We start from the raw sequence: 22206 nt of genomic DNA, 5'->3' as shown, positions 1-22206 counted from the left end.
CCGTCACGTTGTCTCATTTCTTCAGGAAGGCGTTGATCCGCACCGTCACATTCGCCTGGATGTCGGCATAGAACAGCCCATAATCATGGTAGTGCAAAATCCCGCCGGGCAGCGGCTTCAGGCCCAGCGCCGGGTCGGCATCCACCACCAGGAACCCCCTGTCGCAGCGCGCGGCGACGGACTTGGCCACAGTGGCCAATACCGGGCGCTCTCCGGGATCACCGGGAACCGCACCCAGGCTCTGATCCTTGGGTGCCGCCGGCCGGTCGCGGTCGAAGGTCAGCGGGTTGACACAGACCGGCGCCTGGCCCGGTACGTCGCCATAGAGCCCGACAAAGCGCTGGGCATTGGCTTTGCCCATCAGGGCCAGATCGGTCTGCGGCGTCACGGCGTTCCAGGCGATGACGCAGCCAGTGTCCGCCGGCTTGGCGCAGATCGTCAGGGTCTTGTAGGTGCGGGGGAAATCGCCTTCCGAGAGGTTCACGCCCACCACATAGGCGGCCACCATCCGGCCCTGCAGGGACGAGGCATCGATCCGGTCTTTCAGCAGCCGCATCAGATGCGACGCCCCCTGGCTGTGGCCGGCCAGGATGAAGGGCCGGCCGGCATTGTCGCGCTTCAGATACAGGTCGAAGGCCCGCAGCACGTCGGTATAGGCCAGGTCGAACGCCTTCTGTCCGTCGCCCGCCATATTGGTGAAGGCCAGCCGCGTCGCCTGGCGGTAGCGCGGGGCGTAGAGGCGGCAGCAGCCGTTGAACACACCCGCTTGTCGGGCGATGACGCTGGCATCGGTCCAGTCATTCACCGCACCATCGGCCAGGTCCTGGTTCCAGCGGCTGGTGGAACGGTCGGTGGTGGGATGGATATAGAAGACATCCACTTCCGGCATCGTGGCCAATGTGCCCTTGCCACCGGGCAGGGCGGTGCTGGCTCCCGGCTTCCAGGCCGTCGCCGCCCAACTATCCATGCGACCGTAATCAGGGGCCGGCGCCGGGGCCTGGCTGGCAAAAGGCGGTGGTGGATCGGCTGCCAGGGCTGTGGAGGCCAACAGGCCCAGGGATAGCAGGCAGGACAGGACGCGCTTCATTTCGGCCCCCGGATGATTGGATTTGCCATCCTATCAGTCATTTGCCTCAGGCCCGGGTGCGGCTTGGCTGCCGCAACCACCCTATGGACAGCGCCACGCTATCCGACAGGTGGACAGTGCGGCCGGGGAGGTTGAGGAAAGTTCGGCAAAGGAATTAGCTGACCCGGCTGGCAAATTCCGGCTAGCAGGCTGATCGGGAATTGGCCCCGCAGGTCCAAAATAAAGACCGCGGTGACCACCGAAAAAAGAACAGCCGCCAAAAAGCGGGAACTTGGCGCCGGAAAAATAGCCAATTCAAATGACCGTAAAGAACAAGGGGGCTTCATGTACCGTTCCAAGTTCCTCGCCCTGACCACGTCCGCGATGGTCAGTGCGTTCGCTGCTTCCGCCATCGTTCCCGCAGCCCTGGCTGCCCAGGGCGAGCTGATGCTGGAAGAGATCATCGTCACGGCTCGTAAGCGCAAGGAGGATGTGCAGACCGTCCCCATCGCCATCCAGGCCCTGACCGCTGACGATCTGGCCGAGCGCAATATCAGCAGCCTGACCGACCTTGGCAACACCACGCCGGGCATCACCGTCTCCAACATGGCCGGCGGCGCCTTCAACAATGTCTATGTGCGCGGCCTGGCGCCTGCCAACTCCTCCACCGACCTGAATGTCGAGGCCAATGTCGGCATCTTCATCGACGGCATCTATCAGACCAGCCGCAACACGGCCGACATCCTGGGCGTCGTGGATATCGCCCAGCTGGATGTCGTGAAGGGTCCGCAGAGCGCGCTGTACGGCCGTTCCACCTTCGCCGGCGCCGTCGGCATCGTCACCGCCCGTCCGGGCAATGACAGCAAGGGCCAGGCTACTGTCACTGTCGGCAACAACAAGGATTACCGGGGCAAGGTCTCGCTGTCCAAGCCGATCATCGAGGACAAGCTTTCTGCCCATATCGCTGCCGCCTATTCCACCTATGGCGGGGAGTTCGACAATGCATCGGACCCGACCGACAAGCTGGGCGGCTATGAGAAGCGCGGCGTGTCCGGCGCCCTGGTCTTCACGCCGACGGAGAATTTCACCGCGACGCTGACCGGCTTCGCGTCCAAGTCGACGATGGAGATGCCGGGTCTGTCGGCGAACCCGATCACCAGCCATAATTGCGGTGGTTTCAACGCCCAGACGCAGGCCTTCTTCCTTTATTGCGGCACGCTGCCGACCGACCGTCCGGTCGACGCCACCGCCAGCATTCCCGACAGTTTTGCCCGCGCCCGTCAGGCAGCGCTGGAACTGGAATATGAGTTCGACGCCTTCTCGGTGGTCTCCGTTACCGGCGTCACGTCCTCCCGCAATTCCGCCTGGGGCGACAGCGACCTTTATGGCAATGGCGCGCTCTACGGCGTCTGCACGCTGGGAAGCACCTGCGGTCCTGTCAATGGCAGCTATACCCGCACCGTCAACGGCAACTCCGTCCTGGTCAGCGGCGATCATGTCGTGACCAAGAGCCAGGAACTGCGCATCCAGTCCCCGGACGGGGAGCGGTTCCAGTGGCTGGCCGGCACCCTGTTCTTCCAGTCCAATGTCGAGGCGCGGGCTGCGGCAAGCACCAGCGCCGTCGGCCTGGGCCCCAACGACCGTCTGGTCCAGGTTCTGCCGGGCTTGGCGGCCGGCACCGGCCCGATGGCGACCCTGTCCAACCTGTCGCTGGTTCCGGACAGCTCCGCCAGCACCGTCCTGTCCAGCTTGAACTACCGTCAGAACATCACCCGGTCGGTCTTCGGCTCGCTGGGGTATGAAGTGGTCGACGGTCTGCGCGTGTCGGCCGAGGGTCGATACAATATCGACCGCAAGACCGACCGTTGCATCATCACCTTCTTCGGCGCCTTCGGCCCGTGCCCGGGTGCGCAGCCGCTGTCGAACCAGTTCAAGAGCTTCACGCCGCGCTTCACGGTCGATTACAAGGCGACCGAGGATGTGTTCCTGTTCGCGTCCGCCGCCAAGGGCGTCCGTTCGGGCGGCTTCAACGCCGTCGGCGGTCTGGCCGCCAATGAACTGACCTTCGAGGAGGAAGAGAACTGGACCTATGAGGCCGGTGTGAAATCCTGGCTGTTCGACCGCCGGCTGATGCTGAATGCGTCGGTCTATAAGGTCGATTGGACGAACCTGCAGATCTCCACCTTCTCCACCAACCCGGTGGTGACGCAGGCGATCATCACCAATGTCGGCGGCATGAAGACCAACGGCTTCGAGGTGCAGACGGAATTCAAGGCCACCGACATCGTCTCCGTCGGCGGGTCGGTCACCTATTCCGATCCGAAGTATAATGACGGCGCGTATGATCCAGCCTATTCGCTGCAGTGCGGCAATCCATCCACGGTCTGCGAACTGATCACCGCAGCGGGCCGCGGCCTGCAGGCCTCCATCGAGGGCAACCGCCCGGCCCGTTCGGTGAAGCTGCAGTACAATGTCCATGCCACTGCCGACGTGCCGGTCTCATCCGACTGGACCCTGTCCGGCCGCGTCGATGTCAACTATGTCGGCCCGACCTATACCAACAGCCTGAATGTCACCAGCTTTGGTGAGCGTACATTGACCAACCTGCGCCTGTCGCTGGACAGCGAGGATTATTCCATCGCCGCCTGGGTCACCAACCTGACGGACGAGGATTACAACGCCAACGTTCTCCAGCAGCCGCGCAACTATTCCATCGGTACGCAGCGCATCATGGAGATCTATCATGGTGAGGGCCGCCGCTTCGGCGTCACGGCCACCGCCCGGTTCTGATCTGCCCAGTGCCTTCCCCCAGCCGAACGGCTGGGGGAAGTTCCTTTCCAAAGTCTGGAGGATCCCTGTTCATGACCATCTTTACCCGTCGCGCCGTGATGGGCGGCATGCTGGCCGCAGCCCCCTTGATCGTTGCTTCGCGCGGCTGGGCCGCCGGGCCGAAGAATGTCGATGTCGTGGTGGTGGGCGCCGGTCTGGCCGGCCTGAACGCCGCCATGATCCTGGAAAGCCAGGGGCTGAGCGTCCAGGTGCTGGAGGCATCCGACCGGGTCGGCGGACGTCTGCGCACGGGCCGGGCCGAGGGCTACCAGTCCGAACTGGGCGGCAGCGAGGTGGGGGCACTTTATGGTCGCGTCCGTGATGTCTGCGGTCGCCTGAATGTCGGCCTGACCACCAAGGGCCTGAAGCCCACCGATTTCGTCCTGCATGTCGATGGTGCGACGGTGCTGCCGGCCGACTGGTCGAAGGCGCCGCAGAACATGACGCGCGGCAAGGAACGCGACATCCTTCCCTACGTCATGCAGAACAAGATGATGTTCGAGCATCTGCCGTTCCAGGAGACCAACGCCTGGCTGGAACAGGCTAACATGGCCTATGACGTCTCGGCGGCGGAGTTCCTGCGGTCCAAGGGCGTGTCGGAGGCGGCGATCCGCCTGGCCGATTTCGACCTGAACGGCTCGTCACTGGAAAGCGTGTCGGCCCTGTCGATCTTCCGCGACATGGCGCGGGCCAAGGTCGAAGGCTATCAGGATCCCAACAAGCCGCAATATGGCGTCAACAACATGGAGCGCAGCTATATCGTCGGCGGCTCCGACACGCTGCCCAAGGCCATGGCGGCGACGCTGAAGAACCCAGTGCGGCTGGAAAGCCCCGTGGTCGCGGTGGACCAGTCCGGCGCCAAGGTGGAGGTGAAGCTGGCCAATGGCGAGGTGATCACCGGCCGCTTCCTGGTCATGGCGGCACCCTTCAGCGCCCTGAACCGCATCCGTTTCACGCCGGGCCTGCCGGCGGTGCAGGCCGATGCCGTGGCCGGTGCGCGCTATTCCGCCACCACCCAGTTCCATTTCAAGATCACCAAGCCCTATTGGGAAAAGGACGGGCTGCCGCCGTCGGTCTGGTCGACCGAAGCGTTCGAGCGCGCCTTCGCCCTGAAGGACCCGGAGACGGGCGTCATCAACCAGATGATCGTCTGGGTCAATGGCGACGGCGCCACCCGCTGGGACGACCGCGACGTGGCCCAGCAGGCGCAACTGGTGATCAACGACCTGACCCGTGTCCGTCCCTCCATGGCCGGAGCCTTGGAATATGTCCTGGGCTATAGCTGGGGCCGCAACAAGTTTGTGGGCGGCAACAAGCATTTCTATGCGCCCGGCCAGGTGAAGCGCTTCGCCGCCGATATGGGCAAGCCTTTCGGCAAGATCTATTTCGCCGGCGAACATCTGCGCCGCCTGGAACATGGCATGGAAAGCGCCATGGAAACGGGTGAGGCGGCGGCCTTCGAGCTGATGGAAAAGATTTAAGGTCTGTCTGGTTCAGTCCGAAGCATTTTTCAGCCTTCCCGGCGAAAGCCGGGGAGGCGAAGAAGATCATGCCAAAATCTGGCAACAAACCCCCGAAAATCGGGCAGGGAGCACGGGACTATGGAACGGCAAGAGCATAAAAAGCCACTCGATGTCATCCTGGCCTATGGCCTGCCGTTGCTGGTCCTGGTGCATGACCTGCTGACGATGATCCTGCTGCGGTCGGACAAGGCGGCCCCGATCCGCGAACAGTTGCGCGGTTGGCATTACCTCCTGGGTACGGCGCTGTTTCTCTATGCCGCGCTGCGCCTGTGGCAATGGCTGAAGGGGCGGGCGCCGGGGCCGCAGGTGCCGCTGCCGCCGCGTGCCAAGGCCTGGGTCATGGCGCTGGTCAACGCCACCTACCTTATGTTCTTCGCAGCCCCGCTGCTGGGTGTGCTGGTGGTGTGGAGCCATGGGATGGACCTGCATCTGGGCCCCATCCCGATTCCGGCGCTGCTGGGTGAAAGCCGCGAGGTCTGGCTGTTCACGGGCTATTTCCATTCCGGGGTCAGCACCAGCCTGCTAGTGCTGAAGCTGGCAGCACTGCTGACGGCTGTCTGGTTCCTGTTCCGCCACGGGCGTGGCCTGCTGGGATCCTTTCCGCCGGGCTTCGGCCTGTTCGTGCTGCTCAGCTTCTCCTCCTCGGTCTTCGCGCTGTCGACCTTCAAGTCGTATGAGCGGGGGCCGGGTGCCGTCGCCATCTTCCTTGGCATCTGCGTCGCCATTTGGGGCCTGTCCCGTCTGGTGCGCCGGGGCCGGGTGACGACAGTGTCCAATCCGGACGCTGTGCGCGGTGTGGTGCCGGCGGCGGTGGCGGCCATCGCCATCGTGGTGGTCGGCATGTACGGCCCCCACATGCTGTTCCGCGTCTCCCCCTTTGCGCAGGGACAGCGGGTGGAAGCGGCAGCCCATGTCTCCTCGCACGAGGCGCCCCTGGTTATTGAGCAATTGCCACCCGAAACCGACTTTGAACGCAAGGTCCGGGCGGAGACGTTCAAATGGTGCACCTTCTGCCACACCATGAACAAGGGCGGGGCGCATATGGTCGGCCCCAACCTCTATGGCATCATGGGGCAGAAGATCGCCACCGTGCCCAACTTCCCCTACGGCGACAGCCTGGCCGCCCATGGCAAGGCGGGTGAGGTATGGACGGATGAGAGCCTGGCAAAATTCCTGACCGATCCCGATGCCTTTGCCCCCGGCACCTCCATGGTCGTGTCGTCCGGCAACATCACGGACCCGGACGTCCAGAAGGCGCTGATCACCATCCTGAAGCGTGAGACGGGGTCTGCTGCACCCTGACCCTTCCTGATATCCGCCAAGCGACGGCCCGCCCCCACAGGCGGGCCGTTTTGCATTGGTAAGAAAGGGAGTCGGGCGGCGCGCCCATCCGCACAGCGGTCAAACAAGGGTCCGCCGATGGTGGCGGGCCACGGTTCCGGTACTGCTGACACGGAGATTATACCGCTTCCAAAACAGGGGGATGCGATGGGTTACCGCTTGGGCGTCGATGTGGGGGGTACCTTCACCGACCTGCTGCTGTTCAATGATACGACGGGTGCCTTCTGGCGGCACAAGACGCCGTCGACCCCGGCCGACAGTTCCGTCGGCATCCTGAATGGCGTTACCGCCATCTGCGAAAAGGCGGGGATCACGCCGGCCGACGTGGAGTTTTTCCTGCACGGTACCACTGTCGCCACCAATGCCGTGCTGGAAGGCAAGGGCGCCAAGGTCGGGCTGATCGTGACGGAAGGGTATCGTCAGATCATGCAGATCGCGCGCTCCTTCGTGCCGGGCGGCTTGGCCGGCTGGATCGTCTGGCCGAAGCCGGAGCCGCTGGCCCGGCTGGAAAACACGGTCGAGATCAAGGGCCGGATGGATGCGCAGGGGCGTGAACTGCGGCCCATCGACGAGGCGGATATTCGCGCCGCCCTGTTGAAGCTGAAGGAGAAGGGCGTGGAGGCGGTCACCGTTTCCCTGATCAACGCCTATCTGAACGGCACGCATGAGAAGCGCGTGGGCGAACTGGCGGCGGAGATTCTGCCCGGCGTGTCCGTCTCGCTCTCCCATCAGGTGCTGCCGGAGATGCAGGAATATGAGCGCACGCTGACCACCGTCGCCAATGCCTCCGTCCGTCCCATCGTCGGTCGCTATGTCCGCAATCTGCGGGAAAAGCTGAAATCGGCTGGCTTTGTCGGGTCGCTGTCGCTGCTGCGCTCCGATGGCGGCCTGATGTCATCGGAGAAGTCGGAAGAGCACCCGGTGTCGCTGCTGATGTCGGGTCCGGCCGGTGGCGTGACGGGCGCCCTGTGGGTAGGCGCCAATTCCGGCATCCGTAACATCCTGACCCTGGATGTGGGCGGTACATCGACCGACGTGGCCCTGATCGAAAATCTCGACCCGCGCCGGGTGCGCACGACCGAGGTCGGGCATCTGGCGGTGCGCGCCTCGTCGCTGGATGTGAAGACGGTGGGGGCCGGCGGCGGTTCCATCGCCTATGTGCCGGAACTGACCAAGGCCCTGCGCGTCGGCCCACAATCGGCCGGTGCCGTGCCCGGTCCCGTGGCCTATGGCAAGGGCGGCACCCTGCCCACCGTGACCGACGCCAATGTCGTGCTGGGTTACCTGCCGGAGGCGCTGCTGGGCGGCACCTTCAAGCTGGACCGGGAAGGGGCGAAGAAGGCGGTGCAGACCATCGCCGACACGCTGGGCATCGATCTTTATGCCGCCGCGCGCGGCATCATCGATATCGTGAATGAGAACATGTTCGGCGCGCTGCGCATGATCTCCGTCCAGCAGGGCTATGATCCGCGCGATTTCGCCCTGATGGGCTTTGGTGGTGCCGGCCCGCTGCATGTCAACGCCGTGGCCCGGCTGATGGGCTCCTGGCCCGCCGTGTCGCCCGTCTCCCCCGGCGTGCTGTGTGCGCTTGGTGATGCGACCACGCGCATGCGCACCGAAACCGCCCGTTCCTTCTCCCGCCGCTTTGATGAGACGGAGGAGGGGGAGGTGATCGCCCTGCTGGAATCCATGGCCGCCCAGACGCGGGATGAGCTGAAGGCAGAGGGCATCCAGGACGCGGACATCACCAGCCTGTTCGAGATTGACGTGCGCTATGAAGGCCAGGCCTTTGAGGTGCCGCTGTCAATCGATCCGGAAACCCTGCGCCGTGACGGTCTGGCCGGGGTGACCAGGCGCTTTGATGACGAGCATCACCGCCTGTTCACCTTCAACATGCCCTCGCCGCATGAGCTGGTGAACCTGCGGGCGGTTGCCCTGGGTCCGGTCCTGGACCTGCCGGCGGCAGAGCTGCCCAAGGGCAATGGCGACCCGTCGGCAGCCAAGATCCGCGATCATGAGCTGTGGATGGACGGCAAGATGGTGCCCGCAATCATCTATGATCGTGCCAAGCTGAAGGCCGGTGACCTGATCCCGGGTCCCGCCATCGTCATCGAAATGGACAGCACGACGCTGATCGAGGCCGGCTGTGACGGCCTGGTTGATCGCGTCGGCAATATCCTGATCAACCCGCGCTGAAGGGGAGTCTGATCCATGGCCGCGACTATCATCCAGACCAACAACGCCCCCTTCAACAAGGTCAGCGTCGACCCGGTGACCCTTGAGGTCATCGAAAATGCCCTGCGCAACGCCCGTATCGAGATGGATGCGACGCTGGTGCGCACCGCCATGTCGCCGGGCATCCGTGAACAGGGCGACGCCTTCCCCCTGATCGCCGACCGCACCGGTCAGATGATCGTGGGTCAGTTCGGTTCCTATATCGGCCCCTTCCTGGAAGGGTTTGAGGGCACCGTCGAGGAAGGCGACATGATCATGCTGTCCGACCCCTACTCGGTCGGCGGCGCCATCAGCCATCTCAATGACTGGCTGGTCCTTCTGCCGGTGTTCAAGGATGGCCGTCTTGTCGCCTATACTTCCATGTTTGGTCACCAGTCGGACATTGGCGGCAAGGTCGTGGGCTCGATGCCCATCGACGCCACCTCGATCTTTGAGGAAGGGGTGCGTATCCCGCCCGTGAAGATCTATTCCAAGGGCGTCTATAACGCGGATGTGATCAAGCTGATCATGGCCCAGACGCGCAAGCCGGACTGGTGCACCGCCGATCTGAACGCCCTGATCGCGTCCTGCCGCGTGGCCGCCCGGCGTGTGGTGGAAATGTGCGAGCGCTTCGGCGACGATGTCTTCGCCGCCGCGACGGACGAATTGCTGGCCCGTAACTACCGCGCCATGAAGCAGCTGATCGCCAGCTCCATCAGCGAAGAAAAGGTCAGCTTCGAGGATTATATCTGCGATGACGGCATGGGCTACGGCCCTTACAAGATCCGCTGCACCATGCATCGCGAAGGTGACATCGTGGTGCTGGATTTCGACGGTACCGACCCGCAGAGCCCGGCCTCGATCAATTTCTTCCTGAATGAAAACATGCTGAAGATGTTCTTCGGCATCTACCTGATCATGGTCTTCGACCCGCAGGTGCTGTTCAATGACGGCTATTACGACCTGATCCGGGTGAAGATCCCCGAAGGCTCGCTGCTGAAGCCGAAATTCCCGGCCGCCCTGTCGGGCCGCACCCATGCGCTGGGCCGGCTGTTCGATATCATGGGCGGGTTGCTGGGCCAGAAGACGCCGGAATTCCTCAATGCCGCCGGCTTCTCCTCCTCCCCGCACCTGTTCTATTCCGGCTATGACGCCAAGGGCCGCTGGTTCCAGCTTTTCCAGATCGGGTTCGGTGGCATTCCGGGCCGCCCGCTGGGCGACGGGCCGGACGGGCATTCGCTGTTCCCCGGCTTCACCAATGTGCCGAACGAGTTCCTGGAGCGGTATTTCCCGCTGGTCATCGAACGGTATGAGACGGTGGCCGACAGTGGCGGTGCGGGCCTGCATCGTGGCGGCAACGGCATCATCATGACCTACCGCTTCCTGGCGTCGGGCACCATCGCCATCCATGATGATCGCTGGTTCACCATGCCCTGGGGCGTGAATGGCGGCGAACCGGGTGCGCGTGCCCGCAAGATCCTGGAAAAGCCTGACGGCACCCGGATGGTGGTGGGCAACAAGCAGGAAAACCTGACCATCGAGGCCGGTGACCAACTGCATTTCATCACCTGGGGCGGCGGCGGCTGGGGCGACCCGCTGCTGCGGGAGCCGACCTTGCTGGAGCTGGAGCTGGAGCGCGGACTGGTCACGGTTGACGGTGCCAAGCGTTACGGTGTCGTGCTGGTTGACGGCAAGGTCGATGCAGCCGCCACCGAGGCGCTGCGGACGCGGATGCGGGCGGAGCGGGGACCGGTGACGTCGGTCTTCAATTACGGCCCCGACATCGACACGCTGCGCGCCAACAGCCTAGCCGAGACCGGCCTGCCGGCGCCCAAGCCGCCGGTGAAGCTGCGGCACTGGGCGGCGTGAGGTCAAAACCCTCCCCGCTCTCTCCCGCCTTCCCGGCGAAAGCCGGGACCCAGGGGCCAAGTGCTCGACCTATCGGCGTCTTTGCTCAAAGCAGCTTCAAGGTTCGATCGAGTGGCCCCTGGGTCCCGGCTTTCGCCGGGAAGGCGGTTTATAAGTTACGGTTAAGTCTTCCAACATTCCCCCCAACGGAGCCCCCCATGGCCTTGCTGTCCCGTCGTTCGCTGCTGCTGTCCATGGCCGCTACGGCGGCGCTGCCGGCCCTGGCTACACCCCCCAACCTGACCCTCAAAACCCCCACCGGCCGCGCTGTCGCCGTCAATGTGTGGAAAGCACAGGGCAGGGAACAGGGCCGCATCCTGTTCTCCCACGGGGCCCTGTCGGCGCCGTGGAAATATCAGCCGCTGGTCGATGCCTGGACGAAGGCCGGCTACAGTGTCCATGCCCCGCTGCATGTGGACAGCACCGATCACCCCGACCGTGCGAATTTCCAGGGCATGGCCAGCTGGCCGGCCCGGATCGAGGATGTGCGGGCCTTAGCCGACCATCTGGGCGGCCCCTATATCGCTGCCGGCCATTCCTATGGCGGGCTGGTGGCGCTCTGTCTGGGCGGGTCGGCCATCGCCGTGCCGCCGCCGGTGCAGACGCCGCTGCGCGATCCGCGTGCCAGGGCCGTCCTGGCCTTCTCCCCGCCCGGTGCCGGCATGGGCTTCATCAATCCCGGCGATTACGCGCCGCTGGCGGTGCCGGCCCTGATCCAGACCGGCGACAAGGATGTGCCGCCGGGTCCCGGCGGCGACTGGAAAAGCCATCTGCTGCCCTATGACGAGGCCGCATCCGGCGGTGACCGCTACGCCCTGGTGCTGGACGGGGTGGACCATTATTTCGGCGGCGGCATCTGCCGGCCGGAACTGCCGGGACCGGTGCAGGCCGGCCAGCTTTCCATCGCCGCCGACCTGTCAGTGCTGTTCATGCGCGCCCATGCCGGCGGCGACAAGGCGGCCCTGGCCAGCCTGAAGAGCCGCCTGTCGGAGACGGGCCCGGCCCGCCTAACGCTCAAGTGACCGGGGCCGTCCCCGCCGCGCGGGCTTGACCAGCCCGTCGCGGTTCAGCAGGGCGAGTGCGGCACTGGCCGTGCCCCGGCAGACGCCGTAATGCGCCGCCAGACCCTTCTGCGTGGTCGGCACCGGGCCGCCGGCGACATTGGCCAGCAATTCGCCGCGCAGCAGCATATAGAGCCGGTAATAGGCCGGGATCATCATCACCACCTCGGGAATGCCGGCGGCGGCGTCAAGGCTGCGGCGCAGCGTCTGGATGTCGAGATTGATATGCATCGCGTCCGGCGCCGGCATTCAAAGACAAGATCGCCACCCCCCGTTTCCAAGGGGTGGCAGAGTTTGGGAGAAACAGGGGGAGGCGGAGGGGGTCAGGCTTCCGCGATCTCGGCGATCGTGCGGTTGAAGCGCTCCTTGGTGTCGGCGTCGGCCGCCTCGCGCGCTTCCTTGCGCATCAGATAGAACAGCCGTTCCAGGAAATCCTGGCGCCAGGCCTCGCGCGCTTCCAGCGCACCCTGGTCCAGCACCAGCGTTTCGATCCCGGCGGCCAGATCCAGGCCCTTGGTGGCTGCATAGCGTTCCACACTGTCCAGCCGGTCATGCAGCACGGCCACCTCATTGGCCAGCACCATGATCATGGCCATGGCCTGATCCTGGCCGGGCGTGTCCTGAAAGGTGGGGCGCTTGCCCTTGGCATCCTTGACGACATGGGGACGTTCGGCGGTGCTGGTCATCAGGCGGCATCCTTGGCGGCGGCGGTTTTCTGCTTGGTGGCGATGAACACTTCCCAGCCGCCACCCGGCGCATATTCGCCGGCGGTGAATTCGCGTTCGGCCACCGCACTGGCGGCGTCCTGGCTGTATCCGGCGGCATCGCCGGCGGCGAATTCCATGACGGCCATGGGGGCGGTGTCGAACCTGGCCTCGGCCCGGTCGAACCCGGCCTTTTCCGCCAGATCGAACTGGTCCATCTCGCGCATGGCGCCCCAGAAGGGCTCGTTATTGTACCAGGTCTCGTTGTCCAGGATGAACTGGGTGAACGGGTCCATCAGGTCGAAGGGCGGCAGGTCGGCATGGATCATCAATCCGCCCGGCGCCAGCAGCCGATGGCATTCCTTGAAGATGCGCGGCATGGCCTTGGCCGAGGTTTCGTGCAGCAGGATATGGCTGACCACCAGATCGAAATGCCCGTCGGGGAAACGGGTTTCCTCCGCATTCATCTGCGCGAAGTTGACCTCCAGCCCCAGGCCGGCGGCGCGGGCATGGGCATAGCGCACGCAAGGCCCGCCGACATCAATGCCCCAGACCTCTGCGTCGGGGAACAGTTCCTTGTAGGGCAGGGTGGCATGACCCACGGTGCAGCCCATGTCCAGGATGCGCTTTGGCTTGAAGTCCGGCATGCGGCGCTTCAGGTAGTTGCAGACTGACCGGCCCATATCGTCGTTCAGCGGCCCCATATAGCCCATGGCGTACAGATAGACGCCGCGGTCATACAGTGCGCCGACGGAGATGTCGTTCTTCGCCACTTCGGTGGCATAGCCGCCGGGCATGCAATGGATATCCAGCGCGGTGATATAGCGCGGCACCACGAAGCCTTTCGGGATGTCCAGCACGGCCTTGGTCTTGGCCGACAGTTCGGCGGCCTTCTCGATCAGGTCCGGCAGTTCGCGGTCCACCGACAGGTTGGTGGCTTCCCACAACAATTCCTGGGCGATGCGGTTGGCCGAGGCATATTGCTGGAAATAGGGGTCACGCACCATGCCGGCGCGGATGTCGCGGCGGTCGGCGGGGCTGCGGCCATGTTCCTGCTCGAACTTCGGCGCCACCCGGTTGCGATAGATGGGGGTGAGGCCGGGCAGCAGCTTCTGCTGGATGAAGCCCTTGAAGCTCTTGGTGAATTCCTGGCGCGCCGCCTCGTCATGCGTCTGGCTGGGCAGTGCCGGATGGGGTTGTTGCTGGAACGTGTTAAGCATGACCGCTCCCTGTTCGGTGATGGTTGCTTGGGGTCTGCCCTGATTGAAGGGTTCCGGGCGGTCGAAACGCAAAGGCCCCGGTGGGTGTGTCCGCCTGATGGATATGGTTTTGGATGATCGTTCCCAGGCCGAATTCTTCCGCGTCAGAGTTGATGCAGACCTTGGGCGACGGCGCGCCATGGCGTGCCGTATCCTGCCCACATGAACAACGGGAGAACTGGGATCATGAGCGGACCTGATTTGACGCGGCGTCAAAGCCTGGGCCTGGCCGCCGCGGCGGCAACGGTGGGTGCCGTGGGCATCGGTGCGGCGGCGGCACGCGCGGCGGTGCCGGCGTTCCAGACCAAGATCGATTTCAAGGACCCGAAATGGAACCGGGACTCATACGTGCGCCTGGACGCTGACATCGACCCGACCAAGGAGAAGATCGGCTGGTTCCGGGGCAACGTCTATGGCGTTCGGGATAATGAGCCGGTGCGCACGCTGTTCGTGCTGGAGGGGTTCAGCTTCGTGCGGACCAAGCGCCTGGAAGACGGCTCCTATCGCCGCATGCTGCGCGAGATCGGCTTTTACCGCGATGCCAAGACCGGGGAAATCCTGAAGACCTGGCACAATCCGTATACGAACGAGGATGTGCGCGTCGTTCCCATCGCCAATGATCCCTATAATTACACGATCAGCGAGTTCCGGCCGCAGCCGCCCAGCTATGGGGGGCTGAACAAGGACAAGCCGCCGCCGGAGCCGTTCCTGCTGGACTGGCGCCATGGCCCGGATGACACAGTGATCCTGACCACCGACATCCACCTGTTCTACCCGAACGCCCTGCAGCCCGATAAGTGGGTGCGCGAATCCTCCGGCGCCTTCAACCGCGTGTCGGAACTGTTCACCTATGTGATCAAGCGCAAGGATCTGGAGAACCCCAAGCTGACCCATGTGAAGGCGGTCGGTTCCTGGTCGCGCATCACGCCGTGGCTGCCCTGGATGCTGATGGGCCAGGCGCCGGGCCATATTTCCTATTTCTGCTCCTTCGGTGCCTATGACAGCGTGAACGACATTCCGGCCGACATCCGCGAAGTCGCCCGCGCCATGGACCCGAAATGGCTGGCCGCCCCGACGGAGGATTATGGTCCGTCGCTGTCCAGCATCGAGAACTATGCCCGTTTCCAGACGCCGGCGCCCGTGCCCACCGGCTGGACCCCGCCGCAGCCGCCGGCACCGCGGACGCTGCCGCCGATGCCGCCGAAGTGATCGGTTCGCGACGATAGATTTATGTCCGCCTTCCCGGCGAAAGCCGGGACCCAGGGGCCAAGCGCCCGACCTCTAAGCTGCGTTATCGGCGCGGTCGAAAGGTTTGTTCCTGTGGCCCCTGGGTCCCGGCTTGTCACCGGGAAGGCGGGAGAGGGGGCTTCCACAAATTCATATCCTCCCACCTGAAAGCCCGCCCATGACCGCCGCCGCGACCGATGCGTCTCCGCAACAAGCCGGCCGTCTGGGCCTTTTGTCCCAGGTCGGGTATGGCGCCGGACAGGTGGCGGGGCAGGTGTTCCGCGACGTGCCGTCGCTGCTGCTGCTGTTCTTTATGACCACAGTGCTGGGGATCGAGCCGGCCCTGGCCGGGGTGGCGATCTTCGTGCCCAAGCTGGTCTGGGGTGTGGGCTGCGATATGCTTGTCGGCATCCTGTCCGACCGCTGGAAGCATCGGTTCCATCGCCGCTGGTGGCTGCTGGCGGGCGTGGTCGGCTCGCCCATGGCGTTCCTGCTGCTGTTCCATGTGCCGGCCGACCTGTCGGAGATGGGCCGCGTCGCCTATGTGGCCGCCGCGTTCAGCCTGTATATGGCGGTCTTTGCCAGCTTCTCCGTCCCCTATCTGGCCATTGCCGGTGAATTGTCCGACGACCCGCATCAGCGCACCGTGCTGATGGCCTGGCGGTTGGTGTTCACCGCCGCCGGCGTCCTGATCGGCGGGGCGGTGGCGCCCGCCGTGGTACAGTATCTGGGCGGCGGGCAGCCGGGATATGAGGGCATGGCCCGTGTCCTGGCCGTGATCTGCCCCATTTCCCTGCTGATCGCCTTTTTCGGCGCGGGCCGTGCGGCACGGCAGGCGGGCCGGGCGCCGGTGGTGGCGACGGGTACGCGCATGACGTGCTCGGGTGCCATCGCGGTGCTGGCGGCCCCGCGCTTCTCGGTTCTGCTGGCCTCCAACCTGCTGCAACTGATCGGGTCGGGCATGGCCTATGCCTCCATGCTGTATTTCCTGACTTACAATATGGGGCAGGGGGCGGCGGCGCTGCAGCTGATCGGCGGGCTGATCGTGGCCGTCTGTGCCGGCATCATCGTGGCCCAGCCCCTATGGGTGGCTTTGGCCAGGCGGATGGGCAAGAAGCCGGTCTATGTGCTGTCGGCCATCGGCTACGGCGTCACCTATATCGCCTGGTCGCAGAATGCCGGGTCCGGCATCCCGGTCGCCTATGTGTTCTGCGTGGTGGCCGCTTTGTTCAATTCCGGTTGGGCCCTGCTCAGCTTTTCCATGATGTCGGACATCGCAGGCGAGGATCGGGCTAATGCCGGGCTCTATTCCGCCGCCTGGGTGGCGGTGGACAAGATCGGCTTCACCCTGGGCGGCACGCTGCTGGTCGGTCTGGTCCTATCGGGCTTTGGTTTCGACGTGGCGCGGTCCATGGCGGGCCTGCCGCAGGAACCGCGTGCCCTGACTGGTGTGATGCTGGCTTTCGGGGTGCTGCCGGGTCTATTCAATCTGGTCGCGGCCGCCCTTTATGGCCGCTACGGTCGTCACTGACAGCAACGCGTGAAGGCGGATATCCATGGGCAAGATTGAGGAATTCCGCCGCGGCTGGTCATTGATCCTGGCGGCGGCGGCGGGTGTGGGCCTGGGCATCACGGGTCTGACCTTCTATACGCTGGGCATTTTTATCGGCCCGTTGACCCAGGAATTCGGCTGGTCGCGCACCTCGCTGGCCAGCGCCACCCTCCTGACCACCCTGACCACCTTGTTGCTGGGTCCGGTCGTGGGCCGACTGGCCGACCGGTTCGGCGGGCGCGCGGTCGGGCTGGTGTCTCTGGTGGGGCTGGCCGCCGGTCTGGGTGGGTTGAGCCTGATCGGTGCTGAACTCTGGAGCTTCTATCTGGCCTTCGGCATCGCCATGGTGCTGGGGGCCGGCACGCTGCCCATCGTCTGGACCCGCGCCGTCAATGCCGGGTTCGACAAGGCGCGCGGCATGGCGCTGGGCCTGACCCTGACGGGCACCGGTGTGGTTGCCATCCTGGCCCCGCCCTATACGCAATGGCTGATCGCCGACCATGGCTGGCGCACCGCCTATATGGGACAGGCGGCCCTGGTCCTGGTCATCGGCCTGCCGCTGGTCTGGCTGCTGTTTCATGAGGTGGGCGGGGCAAAACAGGCGAGTGCCGCCCCGGTTGTCCGGCAGGGCATGAGTGCCGCTGCCGCGCGCCGGTCACGGCAGTTCTGGATGCTGGGTGTGGGGTTCCTGTTCGCATCCTTTGCGGTATCGGCCCTGATCGTGCATCTGGTGTCCATCCTGTCAGGCGGCGGGATGGAACGGGCCAGTGCGGTCTGGGCCGCCAGCCTGCTGGGCTTTGCCATCATTGCCGGCCGCCTGGGCATCGGGGTGCTGGTCGACCGGTTCTATGCGCCGGCCGTGGCCTTCGGCATCCTGGCCGTGGCGGGGGCGGCCTGTTTCCTGCTGATGCTGGCGGGGGGGAGCCTGTCCCTGGCGCTGGTGGCGGTCGTACTGATCGGTCTGGCGGCGGGGGCGGAGGTCGATCTGGTCGCCTATCTGGCCAGCCGCTATTTCGGCCTGCGCGCCTATGGCGAGATTTATGGCTGGCAGCTGGGTTTCTTCGCGTTGGGCGCCGGGCTGGGGCCGATGGGGGTGGGCCGGCTTTATGATGCCACGGGGTCCTATACGGTGGGCCTGATCGCCTGTGCCATCGGTTTCGGCGTGGGCGCGACGCTGATCGGCCTGCTGGGCCGCTATCCGGAGCGGTTCGAGGACTGATCCTGTCCGCTGTCCGGTCAGGGCGCATTGCCGCCCCGACTCATCCGTCGTGATCCTGGCACTGTGGTGTCCACAGACGCATTTGCCAGGGAAACCGATATCATGCCGGACATTGCCACCCCCGCCACGGACCTTCTGCCGCGTCTGCGCGCCATGTTGGGGGACGGTGCGGTTCTGACGGATGCTGACAGCCTGTCCTTCTTCGCCCAGGATGTGCATTCCATCGGCGCCCCCTTGCTGGCCGTGATCCGTCCAGTGATGCGGGAGGCGTTGAGCGACGCGCTGAAGCTGCTGCATTCATCGGGTGTCGCGGTGGTGCCGCGCGGCGGCGGCATGTCCTATTCCAGCGGCTATCTCTCCAGCACGCCCGGCGCCGTGCTGGTCGATACCAGCGCCCTGGACCGGATTGTCGAGATCAATGCCAATGACATGTATGTCGTGGCGGAAGCGGGCGTGACCTGGGCGGCACTGGATGCGGCGCTGGCCCCCCTGGGCCTGCGCACCGCCTTCTGGGGGCCGTTTTCCGGCATCCGCGCCACCCTGGGCGGGACCCTGTCGCAGAACGCCGTCACCTATGGCACCGGCGTCCATGGTACGGCGGTGGACAGCCTGCTAGGGCTGGAGGTGGCGCTGGCCGATGGGTCGGTCCTGCGCACTGGTTCCTGGGCACAGGCCAATGGCGTGCCCTTCTTCCGCCATTATGGGCCGGACCTGACGGGCCTGTTCGGTGGCGATGCGGGCGCCTTCGGCATCAAGACGGCGGTGGCCCTGCGCCTTGTCCGCCGCCGGCCGATCCATACCGGCATTTCCTTCGGCTTCCAGACCTTTGACCAGATGCTGGGTGCCATGGCCGCCGTGGCGCGCGAGGGCGTGGCGTCGGAGGCGTTCGGCCTGGACCCGTTCCTGCAAAAGCAGCGGCTGGGCATGGGCGATCTGAAATCCGACCTGAAGATGCTGCTGGCCGTGGGGCGGGCGGGGCGTGGCCCCATCGAATCCCTGGTGCAGATGGCCAAGATCGTTGTCGCGGGGCGCGGCTTCCTGGACGGGATCAATTATTCCGCCCATTACACGATCGACGCTTTCGACCGGGATGAGGAACGGTCGGTGCTGCGCCGGATCAGGGCGGCGGCGGAGCCGTTCGGCAAGGAGATCGAGAACTCCATGCCGACCCTGGTGCGCGCATATCCGTTCCCGCCGCTGAACCATATTCTGGGACCGAAGGGGGAGCGCTGGGTCCCCGTCCATGGCATCCTGCCCTTCAGCCGCGTCCCCGCCTTCCGCGCCGACCTGGAGGCGCTATACGCCCGCCACGCGGTGGCGATGGCGCAGCACAGGATCCTGGCCGCCGCCATGTTCTCCACCATTGCCACCCATGGCTTCCTCTATGAGCTGGCATTTTATTGGGAGGATGAGCGGGCGGCCTTCCATGACCGCATCCTGGAACCGTCGGCGGCCAACAGCCTGCCCCGATATCCCGCCAACCCGGAAGGCGCGGCGTTGATGCGGCAGTTGAAGGCGGAGTGCGTGGCGCTTTACGCCAAGCACGGCGCCGCGCATCTGCAGGTGGGACGGCTCTATCCGGTGACGGCAGCGATGAACCCCGCCGCCAGGGACCTGCTGGGTGCTGTCAAGGTGCGGCTGGACGGGCAGGGGATCATGAATCCCGGCGCCCTGGGCCTGTAGGCGCGCCTGAAAAAGGGGGCCGCGAAGCCCCCTTTTCCTTAGGGCAGCACCACCTGCCGGATCACCCGGCCCGCCGCCAGCTCATCCATCAGCCGGTTGATCTCCGACAAGGGGGCGGTGCCCGACAGCAGCCGGTGCACGGGCAGCCGCCCGGCCCGCCACAGGCCGATATAGCGCGGCACGTCGCGCGACGGGATGGAGGAGCCCATATAGGAGCCCATCAGCGTCTTGCCCTCGGCCACCAGCGACACGGCCGGAAAGCTCAGCATCTCCGCCGGGTTGGGCAGGCCGACGGTGACCGTGCGCCCGCCGCGGCGGGTGGATTTATAGGCGGCGGCCAGCACGGCGGCCTTGCCCGCCGTCTCGATGGCGACATCGGCCCCGCCACCCGTCAGGTCGGCGATGGCCTGGGCCGCATCGGCCGGGGCCACGGCGGCCGCCGCACCCAGTTCCAGCGCCAGTTTGCGCTTCTCCTCAATCGGATCGACGGCGATCACCGGGTTGGCCCCGGCGGCGACCGCGCCCAGCAGTGCCGACAGGCCGACGCCGCCCAGACCGTAGACGACGACGCTTTCACCCGGCTTCACGGCGGCCGTATTCATCACGGCGCCAACCCCGGTCAGCACGGCGCAGCCGAACAGGGCGGCGATTTCCGGTGCGATGTCGGACGGGATCTTCACGGCGGAACGCTGGTCCACCACGGCATGGGTGGCAAAGGCCGACACGCCCAGATGGTGGTTCACCTCTTTGCCCGGCAGTTCCATGATCCGCCGCCCACCGCGCAGCAACCGGCCTTCGCCATTGGCCGTCGCCCCCGGCTGGCATAGGTAACCTTCCCCCGACCCGCAGCAGGCGCATTGCCCGCAGGCCGGCAGGAAGGCCAGGACGATACGGTCGCCCGGCTTGAACTCGCTGGCCGGGTCGCCGGCCTCGATCACCGTGGCGGCCGCCTCGTGCCCCAGGGCCATCGGCATGGGGCGGGGACGGTCGCCATTGATCACCGACAGGTCGGAATGGCACAGGCCGGCCGCATCGATCCGCACCAGCAGTTCACCGGGCTTCGGCGGCGCCAGTTCCACCTCTGCCAGGCGCAGCGGCCGGCTGTCGGCATAGGGGCCGGGCAGGCCGATCTGATCCAGGATGGCGGCGGTGATACGCATGATGGTGTTTCCCCTTGTCCATTCTTTCGTGGTCGTGGCCGATCATGCCAAGGACCAGGCAATTCCCAAACATCAAGTTGGGAATGAGGTGAGTGCCATGCGGGCGGCGGCCATGCCGGCCAGCCGCCCCAGCGTGACGGCAGCGCAGATGCCCATGGCCGGCAGATAGCCCCAGCAGGATGGGCCGGAGACTGACCGGGCCGCCCCGCCGCAGGCGAACAGGTTGGGCAGCCGCACACCGCCTTCATCCAGCACCCGCCCGTCCCCGTCGGTGCGCAACCCGCCCTGGGTGTGATAAAGCGCGCCGCGCAGGCGCAGGGCGCGCAACGGTGCCTGTGGTGGAGCGTCTGGCCAGGCGCGTCCCATGCTGTCGGGCAGGCCGCCGCGATAGGCGGTCCAGGCATCGGCCAGGGCGGTGCCCAGCCTTGCCGCATCGGCACCGATCGCGCTTGCCAATTCACCGACGCTGCCGCCGGCACGCGCCGCATTCAGGTCGCGCAACTGCGCGCTTTCTGGGATATGGGCGCAGGCCTGCTCGATCCGTTCATCGAAGATCACCCAGGCGCGGCCGCCGGGTTGGGCCAGGACCGGGTGGAGGATGGCGGAGATGTCCGCCATCTCATCCGCGAACCGGTCGCCATCGGCATTGACCAGCAGCCCGCCCTCCAGGATGAAGCCGGGCGGCAGGGTGATGCCATGCGGGTCGGTCAGCATGCCATAGCCCTGATAGGCGCCCATGTCGGCCAGGTGGCCGCCAATGCCGGCCCCCAGGCGGATGCCCAGCCCGTCGCTGCCCTCATGCCCATGGTAATGGGCCCCGGCAGCGTCGGGAATATGGGTGCCGACCATGTCGGGATTGCCGGCGAAGCCGCCGGTGGCCAGGATCAGCGCGTCGCAGCCGATGGCATCGCGCCCGCCATCCGGCCGCTCGATCACCACCCCTTGCACGGTTCCGGCGGGACCGGCGACCAGCTCGGCCAGCTGGGCGCGGCACAGGACATCGACCCCGGCCTCTTCCAGGCGCCGGTGCAGGAATTGCAACAGGTCCCCGCCGCTGCGGCCGGGCCAGCCATGGACCCGCAGCCGGCTATGCCCGAAGGCGGGCTTGAAGCGCATATCCAGCGTATAGGGAAGGCCGTGCGTATCGACCAGCCAGTCCAGCGCCGGGCCCGACCCGTGGGCGATGGCGCGGGCCAGGGCGGGATCGGTGCAGCCCCTGGTCTTGTCAATGATATCGGCGAACAGCCGGTCGCCATCATCATCAATGCCAAGCCTTCTCTGCGCCGCTGTGCCGGCGGCGCAGAGAAGGCCCTGGGACATCGAGGTCGTGCCATAGGGCGCGGCATCCTGCTCCAGCAGCAGGACATCGGCCCCGGCCTCACGGGCGGCCAGGGCGGCGACGGCTCCCGCCGCGCCGCCGCCGGCGACGATCACCGGTATGGCGTAATCGAATGCCACGG

At 65.6% G+C, this 22206-nt stretch carries 16 protein-coding genes; 10 read left to right on the top strand and 6 right to left on the bottom strand.

Going from position 1 to position 22206, the window contains the following annotated elements; all coding sequences use genetic code 11:
* Positions 1 to 13: 13 nt before the first annotated feature.
* Positions 14 to 1087 (bottom strand): DUF3089 domain-containing protein, encoded by a 1074-nt coding sequence (locus AC1Q7F_RS05425; protein WP_492504589.1) that lies wholly within the window; start codon positions 1085 to 1087, stop codon positions 14 to 16.
* Positions 1088 to 1411: 324 nt separating this feature from the next.
* On the opposite strand from AC1Q7F_RS05425, the gene AC1Q7F_RS05420 reads away from it, so the two are divergent.
* The 6 genes from AC1Q7F_RS05420 (at position 1412) to AC1Q7F_RS05395 (ending at position 11903) form a co-directional block, all read left to right on the top strand.
* A complete protein-coding gene (locus AC1Q7F_RS05420) occupies positions 1412 to 3856 on the top strand; it encodes a TonB-dependent receptor (protein WP_492504587.1) in 2445 nt (814 codons plus the stop codon).
* Positions 3857 to 3927: 71 nt separating this feature from the next.
* Positions 3928 to 5376 carry a flavin monoamine oxidase family protein gene (locus AC1Q7F_RS05415; RefSeq protein WP_492504585.1) on the top strand — a complete coding sequence of 483 codons (1449 nt, stop codon included), beginning with the start codon at positions 3928 to 3930 and terminating at the stop codon, positions 5374 to 5376.
* 120 nt (positions 5377 to 5496) lie between these two features.
* Positions 5497 to 6720 carry a hypothetical protein gene (locus tag AC1Q7F_RS05410; RefSeq protein WP_492504583.1) on the top strand — a complete coding sequence of 408 codons (1224 nt, stop codon included), beginning with the start codon at positions 5497 to 5499 and terminating at the stop codon, positions 6718 to 6720.
* A 186-nt stretch (positions 6721 to 6906) separates the two neighbouring features.
* Entirely contained in the window at positions 6907 to 8955 is a 2049-nt protein-coding gene (locus tag AC1Q7F_RS05405) for a hydantoinase/oxoprolinase family protein (protein WP_492504581.1), read from the top strand.
* Between the two features lie 15 nt (positions 8956 to 8970).
* A complete protein-coding gene (locus AC1Q7F_RS05400; protein WP_492504579.1) occupies positions 8971 to 10842 on the top strand; it encodes a hydantoinase B/oxoprolinase family protein in 1872 nt (623 codons plus the stop codon).
* Positions 10843 to 11039: 197 nt separating this feature from the next.
* Complete coding sequence (locus AC1Q7F_RS05395; RefSeq protein WP_492504577.1) at positions 11040 to 11903, top strand: alpha/beta hydrolase family protein; 864 nt, start codon at positions 11040 to 11042, stop codon at positions 11901 to 11903.
* On the opposite strand, the gene AC1Q7F_RS05390 is transcribed toward AC1Q7F_RS05395, so the two are convergent.
* The 3 genes from AC1Q7F_RS05390 to AC1Q7F_RS05380 form a co-directional block, all read right to left on the bottom strand.
* Positions 11889 to 12173 (bottom strand): hypothetical protein, encoded by a 285-nt coding sequence (locus tag AC1Q7F_RS05390; RefSeq protein ID WP_492504575.1) that lies wholly within the window; start codon positions 12171 to 12173, stop codon positions 11889 to 11891. The two genes, AC1Q7F_RS05395 and AC1Q7F_RS05390, sit on opposite strands and share 15 nt — an antisense overlap.
* 92 nt (positions 12174 to 12265) lie before the next feature.
* Positions 12266 to 12628, bottom strand: a complete 363-nt coding sequence (locus tag AC1Q7F_RS05385) for a hypothetical protein (RefSeq protein WP_492504574.1) — start codon at positions 12626 to 12628, stop codon at positions 12266 to 12268.
* Complete coding sequence (locus tag AC1Q7F_RS05380; RefSeq protein ID WP_492504572.1) at positions 12628 to 13866, bottom strand: class I SAM-dependent methyltransferase; 1239 nt, start codon at positions 13864 to 13866, stop codon at positions 12628 to 12630. The genes AC1Q7F_RS05385 and AC1Q7F_RS05380 overlap by 1 nt, the downstream gene beginning before the upstream one ends.
* A 225-nt stretch (positions 13867 to 14091) precedes the next feature.
* Between AC1Q7F_RS05380 and AC1Q7F_RS05375 the strand changes: the two genes are divergently transcribed.
* The 4 genes from AC1Q7F_RS05375 (at position 14092) to AC1Q7F_RS05360 (ending at position 19586) form a co-directional block, all read left to right on the top strand.
* Entirely contained in the window at positions 14092 to 15114 is a 1023-nt protein-coding gene (locus tag AC1Q7F_RS05375) for a DUF1838 family protein (protein WP_492504570.1), read from the top strand.
* Positions 15115 to 15310: 196 nt separating this feature from the next.
* Positions 15311 to 16663, top strand: a complete 1353-nt coding sequence (locus AC1Q7F_RS05370; RefSeq protein WP_492504568.1) for an MFS transporter — start codon at positions 15311 to 15313, stop codon at positions 16661 to 16663.
* A gap of 25 nt (positions 16664 to 16688) precedes the next feature.
* Entirely contained in the window at positions 16689 to 17903 is a 1215-nt protein-coding gene (locus AC1Q7F_RS05365) for an MFS transporter (protein ID WP_492504566.1), read from the top strand.
* A gap of 102 nt (positions 17904 to 18005) precedes the next feature.
* Positions 18006 to 19586, top strand: a complete 1581-nt coding sequence (locus AC1Q7F_RS05360) for an FAD-binding oxidoreductase (RefSeq protein ID WP_492504565.1) — start codon at positions 18006 to 18008, stop codon at positions 19584 to 19586.
* A 38-nt stretch (positions 19587 to 19624) separates the two neighbouring features.
* Here AC1Q7F_RS05360 and AC1Q7F_RS05355 read toward each other — a convergent pair whose 3' ends face one another.
* Complete coding sequence (locus tag AC1Q7F_RS05355) at positions 19625 to 20746, bottom strand: zinc-binding dehydrogenase (protein WP_492504564.1); 1122 nt, start codon at positions 20744 to 20746, stop codon at positions 19625 to 19627.
* A gap of 72 nt (positions 20747 to 20818) precedes the next feature.
* Positions 20819 to 22204: an FAD-dependent oxidoreductase gene (locus AC1Q7F_RS05350; RefSeq protein ID WP_492504563.1), complete on the bottom strand. Its 1386-nt coding sequence runs from the start codon at positions 22202 to 22204 to the stop codon at positions 20819 to 20821.
* Between the last annotated feature and the right edge of the window lie 2 nt (positions 22205 to 22206).

It is taken from the genome of Niveispirillum sp. GW835-FHT14G11 (assembly GCF_058793615.1).
Note: the sequence above shows the minus strand (reverse complement) of the source record. Positions and strands in the feature narration are given on the sequence as shown.